Origin of the sequence: Alistipes provencensis (assembly GCF_900083545.1) — a bacterium.
Lineage (GTDB): Bacteria > Bacteroidota > Bacteroidia > Bacteroidales > Rikenellaceae > Alistipes > Alistipes provencensis.
On the sequence record NZ_LT559262.1, the window covers coordinates 2,709,234 to 2,727,170 of the forward strand.

Here is a 17,937-nt window from a genome sequence, read left to right on the forward strand (position 1 = left end):
GGCTTTTAGCCGGGGTGGGGCAGACTTGTAAACGAATGTCGGAGGCGGCGACAAGGAGTATCAACAGCACAAAAAACGATGGATAATCATGGCAAGCTCAAATTTTGTCGATTACGTAAAGATATTCGCCCGTTCGGGGCACGGCGGCGGCGGCTCGACGCATTTCCGGCGCGAGAAATTCGTGGCTTTCGGCGGTCCCGACGGCGGCGACGGCGGCAAGGGCGGGAGTATCATCCTGCAAGGCGACAAACAGTACTGGACGCTCATCCACCTCAAATACCAGCGCCACCAGTTCGCCGAAGACGGCGAGCACGGCTCCGGGGCCCGTTCGTCGGGCAAGGATGCCAAGGACATCATCATCCCGGTGCCGCTGGGCACGGTCGCCAACCGCATCTATGAGAACGAGGACGGTACGACCGAGACCGAAACGGTGGGGGAGGTGACGGCCGACGGCGAACAGCTCGTGCTGCTCAAGGGCGGCCGGGGCGGTCTGGGCAACTGGCATTTCAAGAGCGCCACGAACCAGACGCCGCGTTACGCCCAGCCGGGCGAGGAGGGCGAGGAGGGGACGTTTATCCTCGAACTGAAGGTGCTGGCCGACGTGGGGCTGGTGGGCTTCCCCAATGCGGGCAAGTCGACGCTGCTGTCGGTGGTTTCGGCCGCGAAGCCCAAGATCGCCAACTACGCCTTCACGACGCTGGAGCCCAACCTCGGCATCGTCGAGGTCCGCGACCACAAATCGTTCGTCATGGCCGACATTCCGGGCATCATCGAGGGTGCCCACGAAGGCCGAGGCCTCGGAACCCGCTTCCTGCGCCATATCGAGCGCAATTCGGTGCTGCTGTTCATGATCCCCGCCGACAGCGACGACATCCGCCGCGATTACGAGATCCTGCTGGGCGAGCTGACGCAGTACAACCCCGAACTGCTGGACAAGGAGCGCCTGCTGGCCATTACCAAGTGCGACATGCTCGACGACGAACTGATCGCCCAGATGCGCGGCCATTTGCCCGAGGGCGTTCCGTCGGTCTTCATTTCGTCGGTCTCGGGGCTGAACATTCAGCAGTTGAAAGACATGCTCTGGGAAGCGCTGCAACGCTAAAAGACGACCTCGCGGTTGGTGACACGGAGCGTGTACTTTCCCGCGAAATAGTCGATGATTCCATACAGGGAGCCCGTGCCGGAAGGCAGGGGCTCCTTTGCATATGCACACGTCGCGGCGCTCCGCACCGTGAATTCGCTGCCTTGGGCGTCGACGATCACCCGCTCGGTGGCGACGGTGCGTCCCGTTTCGGGGTCGGTGTCGCACCATGTCTTTCCGGCATCGGCGAAACGCACGCCGTCGAACCGGACCCGGGTGTCGATGTGGCGTGCCGAAACCTCCCCGAAGGTGAGCGGGGCGGCCCGGTGCTTTTCGCCCTCCTCCGGCAGCGTGACGCGGATATAGCGGGGCAGCTCCTCGCGCGGAATCGCTTCGGCCCCGTAATCCCCGGCTTCGGACCCCAGTTCGATCTTCCCGCCGTAATTGCAGAGCGTCAGCCCGTTGCATCGAACAGTCGCGATTGCGCCGAACGGATAGTCGTCGGCCAGCGAGGGATGCCCGGCGGCGATTGCGATGCCGCCGCTCGGGTCCTCGACCACGATCGTCCGGTCGAATTCCCCGTAAAGGTCGTTGGCGGTGATGAACCCCCGGATGGTGATGTCCTGTGTGACGGCGACGCTGCTGCGGCCGTCGCAGAGCGATTTCAGGTAGGCGACGGTGTGCCGCGACGCCTCGGGTTCCTCGGCGAATCGGGGTTCCGTGGCTGTGTCGCATCCGGCCGACAACAGTAGCAGGCTAAGGCCGACAATCGCCCTCATCGCGCGGTTTAAGGATATAACGCCCGTCGCCCGCGGCGTCGTACTGGAGAATGCCCGTCAGCGATACCGTTCCGGCGGGGACGTCGGTGTCGGCAAACCGGGCGTAGGTGCGGACATAGGTGTAGACGGTGTTGCCGTCGTTGTCGGCGAAGCATTTGTACCCGGACCATGTCGCCGCCGAGAGGTCTTCGGGGGTGTAGCGGAGGCCGTCGATGCGGACCAGCGTGCCGCATCGGGCGGGAGTGAGCTCGGATATCCGGCGCAGGGCGGGCGTGGGGGAGTGCAGAACCTCGCCGCTGCGGACGAGCGCCGCGGCCAGCGCCGGTTGGGAACCGATGTAGTCGGTGGCATAGCCGCTTCCCGCGGCGGAAGGGCGCCCGACCTGCAATAGGCCGCGGCTCTCAGCCACGGTCAGCCCCTTGAGCCGTAATGTCACACGGCTCCCGACCGGAAAGTCGTTGTGCAGATGGTCGATACCGGCCATTACCTCAAGTCCCGCTTCATCTGCCTCGATGCAGAGCGTGCGGTAGAAATTCTCCGCCCGGTCGCTGGTTGTGACCGTCCCTGCGACCACGATGTCGCCCGTGACCGTGAACGGCGTTCCGGCGTAGCGTGCACGCAGTGCGGCGATGGTCTCCGTCGCAGGTTCTTCGGGCACATTGCCGTCCGGCTCCCCGAACCGGGAGTCGTAACACCCGGCCGTCAGAAGCGCGGCCAAGGCGACGGCGATGCGGCGGAAGCGGGGCATACCGGATCAGGCTTCGATGCGCGAATCTTTCAGCCCGAGGAAGTAGAGGATGCCGTCCAGTCCGATCGTCGAAATCGACTGCCGGGCCGTGGCTTTTACCTTGGGTTTGGCGTGGAACGCAATGCCCAGACCCGCGAGGTTGAGCATCGGCAGGTCGTTGGCCCCGTCGCCGACGGCCACCGACTGGGCGATGTTGATCTCCTCGAACTGGCACAGCAGCCGCAGCAATTCGGCCTTGCGGCGTCCGTCGACCACTTCGCCGACATAACGTCCCGTCAGACGTCCGTCCTCGATCTCCAGCTCGTTGGCATAAACGTAGTCGAAGCCGTATTTCTGACGCAGGTAGTTGCCGAAATAGGTGAATCCGCCGGAGAGGATCGCTGTCTTGTAGCCCACGCGCTTGAGGATGGTCATCATGCGCTCCAGCCCCTCGGTGATAGGCAGGCTGCGGGCAATTTCGTCCATGACCGAGACGTCGAGCCCTTTGAGCAGCGCCACCCGCCGCGAGAAACTCTCGCGGAAGTCGATCTCGCCGCGCATGGCGCTGGCGGTGATGGCGCGCACCTCGTCGCCCACGCCGGCCCGTTCGGCCAGTTCGTCGATCACTTCGGTCTCGATCAGCGTCGAATCCATGTCGAAGCAGATCAGGCGGCGGCTGCGGCGGGAGATGTCGTCCTTCTGGAACGAGACGTCGAGGCCGATGTCCGAGAGGTTCATGAAGCCCGCCTGCATCGTGCTGCGCTCCTCGTCGGAGAGCGACCCGCGCACCGAGAGCTCAATGCACGATTTGGCCGCGCGGTCGTCCTCGCAGAGCGGCATGCGGCCCGTGAGACGCTTGATGGCGTCGATGTTGAGCCCGTGCTCGGCTACGACCTTCGTCACCTCGGCGATGTGGCGCGCCGTGACGGTGCGGCCCAGCAGGGTGATGATGTAGCGGTTCTTGCCCTGACGGCCCACCCAGTCGTCGTAACGCTCCTCGGTGATGGGCGTGAAGCGGATCATGACGCCCAGTTCCGAAGCCTTGAAAAGCAGCTCTTTCATGATGCTTCCCGACTTGTCGGCAGTGGTCTTTATCAGGATGCCCAGCGTCAGCGACTGGTGGATGTTGGCCTGACCGATGTCGAGGATGAAGGCGTCGTAACGCGCGAGTATCTCGGTGAGCGACGAGGTCATGCCCGGCTTGTCCTCGCCCGAAATGTTTATCTGGATAATTTCAACGTTGTTCTGCATTGTGTAATGTATGGTGTTTTCTGTCGCTTTCTGCAAAAAGCGTAGACAAAGTTAATAAAGTTCTCCTTTTTTTGGCTATTTTTGCGTGACGAACTAAAAAAAACAGAATTATGTGGACATTTTTAGCGGCTGAGGACCCGGCGTCCCTGATCGTGCCGGACAGTGTGCAGAAAGCCCATTTCGCAGAGGCGGTCGAGAAGATCGCCAACATCGATTATCACGCCCTGCTGCAATCTTTGCTTTCGGAGTCAGTCTGGATACTGATAAAGATCCTTATCGCGCTGGCCATCTATTTCATCGGCCGGTGGGTCGTGCGGCGCATCCTGAAACTGGTCGATGTCGCCATGCAGCACCGCAACGTCGACATCTCGCTGCGGTCGTTCACGCGTAATACCATAAGCACCGTATTCACGCTCCTGCTGGTGCTGATCGTCGTTTCGACGCTGGGTGTCAACGTCACGTCGCTCATCGCCGTCGCGTCGGCCGCCACGCTGGCTATCGGTATGGCCCTGAGCGGCACGGCGCAGAACTTCGCCGGCGGCGTGATGATCCTGCTGATGAAGCCCTACCGTATCGGCGACGTCATCTCGGCTCAGGGGCAGTCGGGCACCGTGCGCGACATCAAGCTCTTCTCGACGGTCATCACCACCGCTGACAACCAGACGATCTACATCCCCAACAACTCGATCGCCACGGCCATCATCGACAACTATTCCACGGCCGATCTGCGCCGCGTGGACTGGACCGTGGGCATCTCCTACGGCGACGACGTGGACGTGGCCCGCAAGGCCATCCTCGCTATGCTGGCAGCCGATTCCCGCATCCTGAAAGATCCCGCTCCGGTGGTGTGGGTCGCTGCGCTGGCCGACAGCTCGGTGAACCTCTCGATCCGCGCATGGGTGAAGAACGGCGACTACTGGAACGTCTTTTTCGAGCATAACGAGGAGTTCTACAAGGAGCTGCCCAAGCAGGGCCTCAGCTTCCCGTTCCCGCAGATGGACGTACACATGAAACAGGAGTAGACGATGAGACGGACGTTTTTCGCCGCTGCCGCAGCGCTGTGCCTCGCAGCCTGCAATTCCAGCTCCGGGCCGGAACGGTCGACCCCTGCGGAGTTCGGCGAAGTGACGTTTGCCCCGACCGAGGTGACGCCCGAAACGGATGTCGAGGTGGAGGCGTTCGTAACGAGCAAGTACGGATTCCGTCGTGTGGACATCGTTTACATTCTTGACGATGACCGGTCCGACGTGCGGTTCGCATCGCTCCTGCGCTCGTTCGAATCCGAAGCTACGTCGCTGACCTACAAGGGGACCATTCCCCGGCAGAAGGCGGGTCGGAAAGTAACTTTTCAGGTCCGTGCCATCACGGCTTACGACGTTGTGACTCTGTCCGATCCCCAGTCGTACACGATCCCCGATGAAGAGGAGGATGAAAAACCCGAACAACACAATTAACACAACGAAATAACGAATCATTATGGAACTGAAAGAGATTCTGGCCATCTCGGGCCAGCCCGGACTTTATAAATATGTGGCGCAGTCGAAGAACGGCGTGATCGTCGAGTCGCTGCTCGACGGACGGCGCATGAACGCCGCGGCGAATGCCAAGGTGAGCGCCCTGACCGAGATTTCGATGTTCACCGAGGGCGACGACATCGCTCTGGCCGATGTTTTCACCCGGATTTACACCCATACCGGGGGCAAGGAGGCGATCAGCCCCAAGGAGGCTCCCGAAAAGCTGAAAGCCGCGTTTGCTGAGGTGCTTCCCGAGTACGACCGCGACCGGGTGCATGTTTCGGACATGAAGAAGTGCTTTGCGTGGTACAACACGCTCCTGCAGGCCGGATTCACGGAGTTCAAACTTCCCGCCGAAGCCGAAGAAGAGGAGAAATAGTTTTTTTTGAAGATTATGGGAAAGCAGACGAAAGTGCTGGCACTGGTTGCCCACGACAATATGAAACGCGATTTGGCCGAATGGGTCGACTGGAACAGCCGCAAACTGAGCCGTCACCACTTGGTATGCACGGGAACGACGGGTAAGATGGTCGAGAAGACGCTGCGCGACCACAAGGAGGAGCACGAGGCGGAGGACGAGCCGAAGCCCGAACTGCGGATCACGCTGCTGAAATCGGGTCCGCTGGGCGGCGACCAGCAGTTGGGGTCGCTGATCGCCGACGGCAAGATCAACGCGCTGATCTTCTTCTGGGACCCGATGTCGGCCCAGCCGCACGATGTCGACGTGAAGGCGCTACTGCGTCTGGCGACGCTCTACAACGTGCCGACGGCTATCAACCGCTCCTCGGCCGACTGCCTGATCTCCTCGCCGCTGTTTGAGGACGACGACTATAAACCCGTCGTGAAGGACTACAAAGCCTACGTCGAGCGGGTGCTGAAATAATCGTGGGGTAGTGCCGCAATAAAAAATCCGGAACTGAGGTTCCGGATTTTTCGTTTTCAGGGGGCGAGTATTACCCGCACGTCGGTCAGTCTCACAGCACCGTCCGCTGTCGTGTCGCGGGCTTCGAGATACATCCGGTGGGGGCCCGGTTGGGTTCCCTCGGGTAGCCGCCCCGTCCAGATGTGCGGAGAGGGGGCATTGCGGTGGGGCGAACGGCGTGCGTATTTCGATTGCAGATAGCCCTGCTGATTGCGCAGTTTCGACCGCAGGACTGTCGGTGCGGCCATGGCCGTGTGCGTCAGCGGTTGCCACGCACCGTCGTCGATCCGCATTCGGACCTGCGTCTCCGGACCTCCGGCGAAGAGGTTCACCACGACGCTCCCCGCAGGCAGGGAGGCCAGTTCCTCGATTTCCCGGTCTTGAGGATTGCCGTCGGCGATCCATACATCGGCCTGATGCCCTTCGTCGATGCCGATGCCCTTGAACCGGAATGCGTAATCCGCCTTGTCGAAGTCGATGCGGAAGTAGTTGCGCGGGGTTCCGCACGGCTGCAGGGAGCGCGGCACCAAGTCCAAGTCCTGCTCCCCGGTCCAGAGCAGTCCGCAGACCGCCCCGGCAACCAGCTCCTGCACGTTGTCCGCCAGCCGTTTCCGGAAGACCGAATGGGTGTGTCCCGACAACATTAGGCAGCGGCGTCCGTCCAGCAGTGCGAGCACCTCGTCCTTGTTTTTGGTGGCGGCCATCGGAATATGCTGGGCAATGACCACGAGCGTTTCCCGCGGCACCCGTGCCAGATCGTTGCGCAGGAACCGCAACTGCTTTTCGGTCAGTTTGCCGACATAGCTGCGGCGTCCTTCCGTGAAGACGTTGTTGAAGACGATGAAATGGACTGGCCCGTAGTCGAAAGCGTAGGTGTCGGCTCCGAAAGCCTCGTTGTAGCAGACGACCGTCCGGACGCTGTCCATATCCCGGTCGTGGTTGCCCGAAAGCGTCCACGAAGGCATCGGCAGTTCGTCGGTTAGCTCCTTGAAGAGCGGGAACAGCGAGCAGTCGTCGTTTACCAGATCGCCCAGAAAAAGCGAAAAGGCCATGTCGCGGCGTTCCGCCAACTCCGAGAAGAACGTGCGTGCGGCATATCCCGCTTCGGTCGTGTCGCCGAACTGCACGTCGCCCACGGCAGCGATGCTGAAACGATCGGGCTGTCGGCGGCGCACCAGTCCGAAATCGGCATTGCCGTTTGCCGTGCTGTCGGGGTAGTATCGGAACCGGGCGTTGCGAATCCCGCCGCCCGGAAATTCGTAACCGGACGGAAGGATCGGGAATATGCTGCTGTGCGCCGTTGCAGGAAGGATATAGCGGCCTTTCCGGTCGGTGATGACGACCGTGTCACCGTCGGATACGGGAACGCCTTTCAGGACGCGTTCTCCCCGGTCTCGAACTCCGTTGTCGTTGCGATCGAGAAAGAGCGTTCCCGAACGCACTGGCTGTGCCCCGCTCTGTTGGGGTGCCATGATAAGGCTTTGTGTCAGAAATGCCAGTACCAGGTAAAAAGGAATCGGTTTCATGGGTGAAAATGTCGATCGGATATTTGGGTAAAATAATGCGAGCCTTGCGGCCCGCATTATTCAAGTGATGTTTCAGGTGTGATCAGGACTGGCTTTCGATATATGCCCAACAGTCTTCCACCGTTTTTATTCTGGCTACATACTCATCGGAAATTTCAATATTGAATTCATCTTCAAGGGCTATGACAAACTCAAAAAAATCCAGACTGTCCATGCCAAAATCGTTCCTTATATTGGAATGGACGCAGATTAAACCAATGGGAACATCCATTTTTTCGTTGATGATCTCCTGGATTTTTTCAAAAATCCGAATGTCCGGGTTACTCGGCAGCGGCGGAATCGAGACGGTGTGTTTAGTTACATAATTGACAAGATCTCCGAAAGTTATGATTTTTTCTCTGTCTTCAGCCGGAACATTGAATCCGAATTGTATACGGACTTTGTTGAAAATATTTATCATATCAACCTCATCGGCCTGCAAATCCGAAGAGAATATCATATAGCTGTTAATCATCGGGTAATTAGTCCCAAGTACCGAATTTACGATTCCGACAAGTTCGTCGCTGATGGTTTGGACAGCGCGGGTAACTCTTGCCAAACGAACTTCTGCGGAGATTTTGACCGGCTCGTTCTGTTGGGCTAGTTCAGTTTCAGAAATATCCTGTGTCCGGCACGACGTCATCGAGATCGTCGCCGCCAAAGCAAGGGCCATTGCATAGGCCCTTGCTGTACGAATTATCCTTTTCATGATTAGGTCATTTAGGTTAGTGGTTGATAGGCTAAAATAAAAGTTATTCTGCAGTAGCCAGTTTGTACAAGCAGAGCTTGGCGGGTGTGGTTACTACGCCATCGGTTGTTTCTTCCTGAACATAATAGGCAAGATAGGCTGTGCCGTCCTTTGCAAATTTGAACTCGAAATCTGTTTCAACCTGATCGGGACTGATAATTGTTGCAGGGGTCCAATCTTTGGTTTTCGAATCCAGAGAGACAACCGCTATCTGTTTTGTGTCTCGAGTATTGCGGAAAATTGCGTAGGGTACACCGAGTGGACTGACAGCCATTCTTCCATAATCACCGTCATCGGTATTCAGAGGGCTTCCGAGCCGGTTAATCTCATAGCTGTCCGTGTTGGGATTATACGTTGCTTTCATCACATGTCTCGTATATGCAGCCCCGAGTTTATATGTAAGATTAATGTAGATATTTCCGTCATTGTCAATGTCCATGTCCGGAATTCGGGAACCCATCGTATAATAGGTCGTTGTCTCAGCTCCCGGTTCAGATGATACATATGCGAATGAGTCGATGACTGTTTTCCAGTTCCCGTTTTTATAGGTATAGACGGAGAAGCTGTTCGGGGTAACGGGATTTAGCGTTAACAAATACATCACGTCCTCTTTTACGCGGGCTACAGGCCAGTAAGTATAGCCGCTGCGTCCGGGAATAGTTTGTTGTGTGAGCCAACTTGCCCCATCGTATACGGTCATATTGAGCTCTCGTTTGCCGAGACTTCCTGAAGCTGCATTATTAGCCGTGAAAACAAAGATGTTACCGTTATTGGCTTCACAGATCGTCGGACCTACTCCCGAATTCAGAGGTCGGTCGTAAGTTACGGATTCCAGACTCCAAGAGCCACTTTTGTTAGTTGTTATGTGACCGACTTCTTCCGTTGAATTATAATATGACATATAAGCTTTTCCGGATTTGTCAAATCCGAATCCGATATTTTGAGTCGGTGCTGTCTGTACAACTACTGATGAAATACTCGAACCATTTACACTCGCATATAGCAGATCACCATAAGTTGCACCTCCGGTTTGTTCAGTAATCGCAAAATATGGTTTGTTATCAACGGGATTAATTTCCATGCGAAGGTGAGTTAGGGTTACATTCATCTCTCCGACTTTCTCCCATACGGCTTCGGGCAGCTCGCTGACCGTTACGGTGTAGAGGGTGTTCTTCTTGCCGAGGCTTACCAGATAGTCTACCGGATCGCCGAAGTCGTTGGCCGTCGTGCCGCTGACTTGCGTCGTGCCGTTTACCGTCACCGTCGATTCGCCATCGGCCGTTTCGAATGTTGCCACGAGCGCCGAGACGTCGGTGTCGATCGGCACCTTCACGCTGATCGCCGTTCCGGAGATCGTGCCGGTGTAATCCTTCACCAGATAGTCGGGGTTATTTTCGGCTTTGAAACTGAATGCCGTGAGTTTGGCCTCGCCCGTCGGGCCTTCCTCTTCTCCGGTCTTGTCGTCGCCGCATCCTGCGGTGAACAACACCCCGAGGCAGCAAAGCATGGATAGGTACTTTTTCATAATGATATTGATTTAAAGGTGGATAATTACATGTTTATTTTGCGGATCGTATGCTGTCTCGACAGTTGGTCGGGACCCGGGAATCCGAGCGTGAACCCGAGGCTGGTGTTTTCGATGCGGATCGTGATCGAGTTGTCCTTCGAGGCATCGATCTCGCTGGGCAGCCAGCGGATACGGATCGGCATGGAGTAAACGCCCGGCACGAAAACGATCTGGTTGCCGGTGGTCACGCGTTCGAAATCGACGCCGGCTTTCAGACCGTCGCCGACCGTGAACGAGTAGTCCACGACAAGGTTTTCGGTCAGCTCTTTCGAACTGAGGCATATGTTGTATGTGCGGACGACGGTCGCCTGTGACGAGACGGTCGATGTCGCGGCATAAGCGTCGTCGTCGGCCTGTATGACATAGATGAACGGGTGGTCGTAGGGCTCGTCCTTTTTGCAGGAGGAGAGCAGCAGGGTAGTTGCAACGGCCAGTATGAAACTTATTTTCTGAATCATGGCATATTGAAATTGAGTGTTTATTCTTCGGCTCCGCCGTATCCGGGATTTTGCTGCATCGCGGAGTTGTTGTCGATCTCCAGCCGGGGGATCGGCAGGACGAAGCGATAGTCGGGATAGGAGAGTTTTGTCAGGGTCGTCAGGGCTGATTCGTTGCGCTCCATCGTCTGGTGGCGGCGCGAGATGTCCAGCAGGCGATGTCCCTCGAAGCAGAGTTCGCGCATACGCTCCCGCTCGATCAGGGTGTTCATCTCCTCCTGATTCGAATAAGTCAGTATGATTTGACTGATGCTCTTGCCCGTTGCGCGGGCGATCAGGGCCTTCAGGTCGGCGGCGGCGCTGTCGAGATCGGGGTTTTCCCGGTTACAGAGTGCCTCGGCACGGATCAGGTACATTTCCGAACAGCGCAGGACGAAAGGATCGCTATGGCCGTTGAGCCCGTTGTTGTCGATTTTGTATTTGTCATTGACGTAATATTTCATGCAGGCCTCCTTCTCGTAGCTGTGCTCCTCGTCGTCATACCCTTCGTAAGCGGGATCATAGTGCAGCAGCCGTGTCCGCCGGATATCCTGAGGATCGTCGAACAGGGCCAGCAGTTTGGCCGAGGGGATGACTTTGGTCGATCCTGCCGGATTGTAGAGATTGTGCAGGGACGAAGTGTTGTCGTATCCGTTCAGGCGGAGAATCGTCTCCTTGCCCGGATTCTTGTCCGGATAGCGGAACATCATTTCGTAGTCGGCATAGGGTGTCAGCGATACTTTTCCGATGACCTCCGAGGCGTATTGTTCCGCCAGATCATAGTTGCCCATGTAGAGGTAGACGCGAGCCAGCAAGGCCCGGCAGGCGGTTCCGGATGCATAGTATACGTCCGAGTCGCCTGTTTTGTCGAGCGTCGTCATCGCCGTCTGCAGGTCTTCGAGGACCTGCTTGTAGGTCTTCTCCATGGAGAACCGTGCGATTACGTCGTTGAAACTCACCGGCTGGAGCGGCAGTGCGATGCCTAGGTGCGAAGCGTTGTCCGTGTAGGTGTAGTTCTGGGCGTAGGCATTGCTCAGGTTGAAGAATATCAGCGCCCGGATAAAGTGAGCATGGGCGATGATCCGGTCGATGGCCTCCGATTTTTCGGGATTGCTCTCCTTGAGCTCCGGGCCGTAATGGATGATGTTGTTGGCGTTGACTACGATATTGTACCCCGCTTTCCAGAGCAGGCGCGGATACCCGGCATCGTCCTCCGGCAGCGATTCGAAATTGTGAATCCGCAGGTGCATGTCGGACGCGTTCTGCGTCAGTTCCGGCAGGTCGCTCGCCAGATCCGAATAGTTGACGAAATAGCTGTCGTAGAAACTGTAGGTTTCGTGATATATGCCGTAATAGGCGCTTTCCAGTCCGTTATATTCCGCGAAGAAGGATTTGATCGTGCTTTTGCCGATGTTTTCCACATCGAGGAAACTGGAGCATCCGGCTGAAGCACCCAGCAGACCGGTCAGCAATAGTGATATGATAGTTCTTTTCATATTCGGAACATTAGAATGTTACGGATAAATCGATCGAATAGCTCGTCAGCATGGGGAATCCGGCGTTCATTGTGGTCTTGTAGCTGTTTTTACCGCGTTTCTGGTCCGGAGTCCAGAGGTAGACGTTGTCGCCTACCAGCGAGACGCTTGCTGCTGCCATTCGCAGCTTTTTGCAGAGTTGCTGCGGGAACTGGTAGGTCAGGGCGACGTTCTGCAGGCGGATGTTGGTCATGCGGTGCAGGAAACGGTCGGTATAGGAGGATGCGCGCATCTGGTTTTTGTAGGCGATGCGGGGATTGATTGCCAGTTCGCCCGGCTTTTTCCAGTACTCCAGCGCGTTAACCGACGTGTTGGTGGAGATGATGTCGCTGGCCGCATTCATGCTCATCCGGTCCATCACGGTGTAATGCCATCCGCCGATGGAGTAGTTGAGCATGAAACGCAGTGTGAGCTGTTTCCATTGCAGGGTGTTCGTCAAGCTGCCGAAGACGCTCGGAACCGCGACCTTGCCCGTGGTCACCCGGTTTTCGTAATTGTAGGTCTTGGTGATGTTGCCGCGTTTGTCATACCACATGGGCTGTCCGTCGGCCGGGTCGATACCGGCCCAGCGGATCAGACACCATGCGTTTTTGGGCTGTCCCTCTTCCCAGACATACTCGCCCTTGCTGATGGTCGTTCCCTGGTAGAGTTTGAGGATTTTGTTGCTGTTGTGTGCGAGGTTCAGTTCCGAGGTCCATGTAAAATCGCGGCTTCGGATATTGGTCGAGTTGATGTTGATCTCGACGCCGCGGTTGCGCATCTCGCCCAGATTGCGCATGATGGAGTCTTCCGTAACGATCATCGAGATACGGCTCGACGCCAACATGTCTTTCGTGACTTCGTTGTAATACTCGATGTCGACCAGCACGCGTTTGCAGATTCCCACGCTGACGCCGAGGTTTGTCTTCAGGGTCGTTTCCCATGTCAATCCCGGATTGGGTGCGGAACTCTGCACGGCGCCCATGTTGCCGATATATCCCGAGGAGGTGGAGATGCTGTAGGTGCCGTGGGCAGCCGAGGTGTCCACACGGGAATTTCCGGTACTGCCGTAGGAGAATTTCACTTTCAGGGTGTCGAATATCTTGCTTTTGAAGAACGCCTCGTTGTGGACATTCCACGAAAGGCCTATCGAGGCGAAGTTGCCCCAGCGCGAATATTCGCCGAACGAGGAGAAACCCTGCCTGCGTAAAGTTCCGGCAATGAAATAGCGGTTGTCATACGAATAGGAGACCTGTCCGATATAGGAGAGTGACCGGGAATAGGCCGTGTTGCTCGAACCTTTGATCTTGTCGGCTGAGACGTAAGCCATCTCCTTGATCTGGTCGTTGATAAAACCGTAGCCGTTCAGGTTGAGATAGCGGTTTTCTTCGTGCTTGAACTCGATTCCGGCCATGGCGCCGACCCGGTGTCTGCCGAACGTGCGGTTGAAGTTTATGCGGTCGACGTTGTTCCAGTTGAGGTTGTAGGTCCCACGGCGTTCCGATTTTCCCATGGGTTCGCCTTCGATATAACCCGAGAGATTGGTGCGGGCGTTGTAAATGTCTTCATAGACGCCCATGTAGTTCGTTGCAAATTGCACCGTTCCCGACAATCCTTCAATCGGTTCCCATTTCAGCAAAGCGTTCAGCGACGCATTCAGCGTGCGCTGGCGGTTGTCGTTCTCTTCGCGTTCGGGAACCTTGTTCTGGGTGAACTTGAGCATTGACGGTTTGTACTCGGTGAGCGATTCGTTGCTGTAATAGTTGTAGAGCCGCATCGTGTGGCCGTCGTTCTCGTAGGGTGAGAAGATCGGAAGCGTTTCGTAGTAGCTCCGTGTCAGGGAGAAGATATTGTTGACGTTGTACGAGCCGCCCATGATCACCGTAGCCTCGAGTCCTTTTACGAGCGTATAGGTCGAATTGGACCGCAGCGAAAGACGCCGTTGGTTGTTGCCTTTGAGCATCATGTCGTCGGTGTAGAAGCCGGCCGAGAGATAATTTTTCATCCGTTTCGTGCCGCCGCTGGCACTCAGGTCCACCTGCAGGTTCTGGCCGGCGCCCAGATAAACCTCGTTCCAGCGGGTGTCGGTCGTCGAATAGCTGTTGTATTCGCTGTCCTGATAGGGAAAGGCCGAAATAGGATTGCCGGCGTTGGTCCAAGCTTCCTTGGCGTAGGCCATGTACTGCGATGCGTTCAGCACTTTGAAACGGGTGCTTTCGTTGGGGAACGAGACGCCGTATTTGATTCCGATATTTACGCGAGTCTCCTCGGATTTACCTTGCTTGGTGGTGATCAGGATCACACCGTTGGCGCCGTCCGCACCGTAGAGCGCGGCTGTCGAGGCGTCCTTCAGTACCGTGATGGACTCGATGTCGGTGGGGTTGATGAACGAAAGCGGACTGACCGTGTAGAGCGTGCCGGTCACCTGCCCGTTGCGGTCGCCGGTGTAAACCGGGGCTCCGTCGATAATCCAGAGTGGTTCGCTTGAGGCGTCGAGCGAGGCGTCGCCGCGCACACGCACGCGCAGACGGGTGCGGAATGCCTCTTCGTTACCGTTGATGCCCTGCGTTACTTGGAGGCCCGGCACCATGCCGTCGAGCATGTTGTCCACGCGGCGTACAGGCATCAGCTCCAGTTTTTTCGAACTGATCTGATAGGCGCTGCCGACAAGGTCCTCGCGGCGCTGCACGACGCCGTAACCCGTCACGACGACCTCGCCGATCTCCGTGTCGGGTTCGAGCGTAATCGTAAGCGTGTTTTGGGTGGTGACCCCTACTTCGCGGCTTTTCATACCGACATAGGAAACCGCGAGAATAACGACCTTGCCCGTATTGGGGATCGACAGCGTGAATTTACCGTTGGTGTCGGTGTGAATGCCTTTCGAAGTGCCTTTGATCATGACCGTCGCACCGATCAAAGGGACGCCTTGCGCGTCGAAGATTTGTCCGCTGATGTTGCGGGTCGCACTTTGGGGTGTTGTTTGTGCCTCGTCCGACCCTGTCGCGGTGTTACCTAATGCGGAGGCTGAATTCCCCCCCCCCCTTGCCGGGGTTGCGACAGAAACCGTCAGGACACACACAAGAAGCAGGAGATGCCGCAATTTGCAGCTATGCCCCGTGTTGGTCGCTGTAAAAGTTTCCTTCATAGTTTAATAAATAAAGGTGTAGATTCTGTTTGCCGCTCTGAATTCGGCCGTTTCCGGGGCGATTTCGGGGCGTCTGTTTCTACAAAAATAGGCAAAAAAGTGCGAACTAAAGTCTTGTAAAGGATAAAAAAACGAGCTTTGTGACAATAAATCCGAATATACTGCGTTGCGGTTTCCGTTTGCATAAAAAAACGCTCCCGGCCTTACGATCCGTAAGTGCCGGGCACGGTTGTGTTGGAATCCGGAGCAGAGCCTCTTTACAGGTTGTGCGACAGCGGGGCGGGGACCGTGCCGCTCAGGTCGTAACCGCCCCAGCGGGCGGCGATCTCGTCGAGCGTCGAGAACAGTTCGCCGGCGTCGAGCGATGTCACCAGTTTCAGCCGCGTGGGTTTGAAGTCGGGCAATCCTTTGAAATAGTTCGTCAGGTGGCGCCGCATTTCGAGGATGCCGACATGTCCGCCCTTGATCTCCAGCGACTTCTGCAAATGCTCCTTGGCGATGGCGACCCGTTCCGTGACCGAGGGCTGGGGCATCACCTCGCCCGTGGCCATGAAGTGCTTGATCTCGCGGAATATCCACGGACGCCCGTAGGTCGCGCGGCCCACCATCACCCCGTCTACGCCGTAGCGGTCGAACATCTCCCGGGCCTTCGGGCCCGAATCGACGTCGCCGTTGCCGATGATCGGAATGTGTATCTGCGGGTTGTTCTTCACCCGGCCGATCAGCGTCCAGTCCGCCTCGCCGCGGTACATCTGGGCCCGTGTGCGGCCGTGGATCGTGAGCGCCGCGATGCCGGCGTCCTGCAGCCGAAGGGCTATCTCTTCGATGTTTTTCGATTCGTCGTCCCATCCGAGACGGGTCTTGACCGTCACGGGTGTCTTGACCGCCGCAACGATCTGCCGCGTCATCTCGACCATCAGCGGTACGTCGCGCATCATGCCCGACCCGGCGCCGCGCCCGGCAATCTTCTTCACCGGACAGCCGAAGTTGATGTCGATGATGTCGGGACCGGCGGCCTCGGCCATCCGCGCCGCCTCGACCATCGGTTCGATCAGGTGGCCGTAGATCTGAATCCCCACGGGACGCTCCGCGTCGTCGATCTCGAGTTTCTTGAGCGATTTGGCTGCATCGCGGATCAGCCCGTCCGAGGAGATGAACTCCGTGTAGACCACGTCGGCCCCGAACCGCTTGCACATGTAACGGAACGACGGGTCGGTCACGTCCTCCATCGGCGCCAGCAGCAGGGGATGCTCACCCAATTCTATGTCTGCGATTTTCATAGTTGTTCCTGTTGATCGAACGTGACCAGCACTTTGTCGATGCGCGCCCCGTCCATGTCCACGATCTCGAACGTGAAGCCGTTCCACGACAGCTTTTCGCCCGTGGCCGGAATATGCGCCAACTGTTCGAGAATCAGACCGCTGACGGTGTTGTAGGCGTTGTGCGCGAAAACCTCTTCGAGCCCGAACCATGCGAGGAAATCGTAATACGGACACTGTCCGTCCACCAGACAACTGCCGTCCTCGCGCCGCACGATGTCGGGCTCTTCGCGCGGGTCGGGGAGTTCGCCGACGAGCGCTTCGAAGATGTCCTTCAGGGTGATGATGCCGCGCGTGACGCCGAATTCGTCGCAGATGATGCCGTAGCCCAACTGCTCGCTGCGCAACTGTTCGAGGGCGTTGTAGACCTCGAATCCCTCGTGGAAGAACTTGGCCGGGGTGAGCTGCGAACGCAGGTCGAAACCGGGCTCGTCGAGGTGCAGGAAGAGGTCCTTGAGGTAGACCACGCCCAGCAGTTTGTCCAGACTGCCGTCGGCGACGGGGTAGCGGTTGTGCGGCGCGCGGGCGACGACTGCGCGGACCTCCGCGGCGTTCATCGACGCGTCGATCCACACCAGCTCGCTGCGGTGGGTCATGATCGACTCCACCGTGCGGTCGCCCAGCGAAAAGACGCGCCCCATGATCTTTTGTTCGACCTCCTGCACTTCGCCGTCCTCGGCGCCCTCCTGAATGATCGAGCGGATCTCGGCTTCGGTGACCTTGCTCTCAGCCTTGTGCAGCCCCAGCAGGCGGGTGACGCCCGCCGTGCTCTTGGAGAGCAGCCAGACGAAAGGCGACGCCACGACCGAAAGCGCCCCCATGGGGCGTGCGATGATCTTTGCGGCCTTTTCCGCGGCGTTCATGCCGATGCGCTTGGGCACCAGCTCGCCGAAGATGATCGTGAGGTAGGTGACCACGATGACGATCGTGACCTGCGCCGTGATGGTCGCCGCGCGCAGCGGGATGCCCAGTTGGGCGAGGTCCTTGCCGAATTTGGCGGCCAGCGTGTCGCCCGAATAGATACCCGTGAGGATGCCGATGAGCGTGATGCCGATCTGCACCGTCGAGAGGAACCGGTCGGGGTCTTTGGCCAGTTTCAGAGCTTGGCGGGCCCCTGCGCTGCCCTGTCGGGCCTGCATCTCCAGATTCGAACGGCGGGCCGAGATCAGGGCGATCTCCGACATGGCGAAGAGCCCGTTGAGCAGGATCAGCAGCAGAATGACGAGAATTTCCATGGAATGTCTGGTCGGTTTACCCGGCAAATATACGGATTGTTTCAGAATATATAGGGGCCGGGGATTGATTATTCGGCGAAAAACGCTAAATTTG

The 17,937-nt window shown here is 57.6% G+C and carries 16 protein-coding genes; 5 read left to right on the forward strand and 11 right to left on the reverse strand.

Annotation, left to right across the window (positions count from 1 at the left end; translation table 11 throughout):
• Positions 1-88: 88 nt before the first annotated feature.
• On the forward strand, positions 89-1,102 hold the full coding sequence (obgE, locus tag BN5935_RS10485; protein ID WP_064976068.1) for a GTPase ObgE: 1,014 nt from the start codon (positions 89-91) through the stop codon (positions 1,100-1,102).
• Here the strand turns inward: obgE and BN5935_RS10490 are convergent.
• Genes BN5935_RS10490 through serB form a run of 3 tightly spaced genes read right to left on the reverse strand, consistent with a single transcriptional unit; the run spans position 1,099 to position 3,838 of the window.
• Positions 1,099-1,860: a DUF5689 domain-containing protein gene (locus tag BN5935_RS10490; protein WP_064976069.1), complete on the reverse strand. Its 762-nt coding sequence runs from the start codon at positions 1,858-1,860 to the stop codon at positions 1,099-1,101. The two genes, obgE and BN5935_RS10490, sit on opposite strands and share 4 nt — an antisense overlap.
• Positions 1,838-2,608 (reverse strand): DUF5689 domain-containing protein, encoded by a 771-nt coding sequence (locus BN5935_RS10495; RefSeq protein WP_064976070.1) that lies wholly within the window; start codon positions 2,606-2,608, stop codon positions 1,838-1,840. Before BN5935_RS10495 ends, BN5935_RS10490 begins: the two co-directional genes overlap by 23 nt.
• A gap of 6 nt (positions 2,609-2,614) precedes the next feature.
• Complete coding sequence (gene serB, locus BN5935_RS10500) at positions 2,615-3,838, reverse strand: phosphoserine phosphatase SerB (protein WP_064976071.1); 1,224 nt, start codon at positions 3,836-3,838, stop codon at positions 2,615-2,617.
• A 110-nt stretch (positions 3,839-3,948) separates the two neighbouring features.
• Between serB and BN5935_RS10505 the strand changes: the two genes are divergently transcribed.
• Genes BN5935_RS10505 through BN5935_RS10520 form a run of 4 tightly spaced genes read left to right on the forward strand, consistent with a single transcriptional unit; the run spans position 3,949 to position 6,235 of the window.
• Entirely contained in the window at positions 3,949-4,860 is a 912-nt protein-coding gene (locus tag BN5935_RS10505; RefSeq protein WP_064976072.1) for a mechanosensitive ion channel family protein, read from the forward strand.
• A gap of 3 nt (positions 4,861-4,863) precedes the next feature.
• Entirely contained in the window at positions 4,864-5,292 is a 429-nt protein-coding gene (locus BN5935_RS10510) for a hypothetical protein (protein ID WP_064976073.1), read from the forward strand.
• A gap of 22 nt (positions 5,293-5,314) precedes the next feature.
• Positions 5,315-5,731, forward strand: a complete 417-nt coding sequence (locus tag BN5935_RS10515) for a DUF5606 family protein (protein ID WP_064976074.1) — start codon at positions 5,315-5,317, stop codon at positions 5,729-5,731.
• 15 nt (positions 5,732-5,746) lie between these two features.
• A complete protein-coding gene (locus tag BN5935_RS10520) occupies positions 5,747-6,235 on the forward strand; it encodes a methylglyoxal synthase (RefSeq protein ID WP_064976075.1) in 489 nt (162 codons plus the stop codon).
• A gap of 56 nt (positions 6,236-6,291) precedes the next feature.
• Here the strand turns inward: BN5935_RS10520 and BN5935_RS10525 are convergent, their stop codons facing one another.
• The 8 genes from BN5935_RS10525 to BN5935_RS10560 form a co-directional block, all read right to left on the reverse strand.
• Positions 6,292-7,746, reverse strand: a complete 1,455-nt coding sequence (locus BN5935_RS10525; protein ID WP_162272069.1) for a calcineurin-like phosphoesterase C-terminal domain-containing protein — start codon at positions 7,744-7,746, stop codon at positions 6,292-6,294.
• A gap of 136 nt (positions 7,747-7,882) precedes the next feature.
• Positions 7,883-8,548, reverse strand: a complete 666-nt coding sequence (locus BN5935_RS15405) for an acyl carrier protein (protein WP_204244906.1) — start codon at positions 8,546-8,548, stop codon at positions 7,883-7,885.
• A gap of 43 nt (positions 8,549-8,591) precedes the next feature.
• A complete protein-coding gene (locus BN5935_RS10535; protein ID WP_147625808.1) occupies positions 8,592-10,112 on the reverse strand; it encodes a hypothetical protein in 1,521 nt (506 codons plus the stop codon).
• A 26-nt stretch (positions 10,113-10,138) separates the two neighbouring features.
• The gene (locus tag BN5935_RS10540; RefSeq protein ID WP_082944106.1) at positions 10,139-10,612 is read right to left on the reverse strand and encodes a hypothetical protein; all 474 of its coding nucleotides are present in this window, start codon (positions 10,610-10,612) and stop codon (positions 10,139-10,141) included.
• Positions 10,613-10,632: 20 nt separating this feature from the next.
• Positions 10,633-12,126, reverse strand: coding sequence for a RagB/SusD family nutrient uptake outer membrane protein (locus BN5935_RS10545; RefSeq protein ID WP_082944107.1), 1,494 nt, complete (start codon positions 12,124-12,126; stop codon positions 10,633-10,635).
• Positions 12,127-12,136: 10 nt separating this feature from the next.
• A complete protein-coding gene (locus tag BN5935_RS10550) occupies positions 12,137-15,289 on the reverse strand; it encodes a SusC/RagA family TonB-linked outer membrane protein (RefSeq protein WP_082944108.1) in 3,153 nt (1,050 codons plus the stop codon).
• 257 nt (positions 15,290-15,546) lie between these two features.
• The gene (gene dusB / locus BN5935_RS10555) at positions 15,547-16,569 is read right to left on the reverse strand and encodes a tRNA dihydrouridine synthase DusB (RefSeq protein ID WP_064976080.1); all 1,023 of its coding nucleotides are present in this window, start codon (positions 16,567-16,569) and stop codon (positions 15,547-15,549) included.
• Positions 16,566-17,843, reverse strand: coding sequence for a hemolysin family protein (locus BN5935_RS10560; RefSeq protein ID WP_064976081.1), 1,278 nt, complete (start codon positions 17,841-17,843; stop codon positions 16,566-16,568). Before BN5935_RS10560 ends, dusB begins: the two co-directional genes overlap by 4 nt.
• Positions 17,844-17,937: the final 94 nt, after the last annotated feature.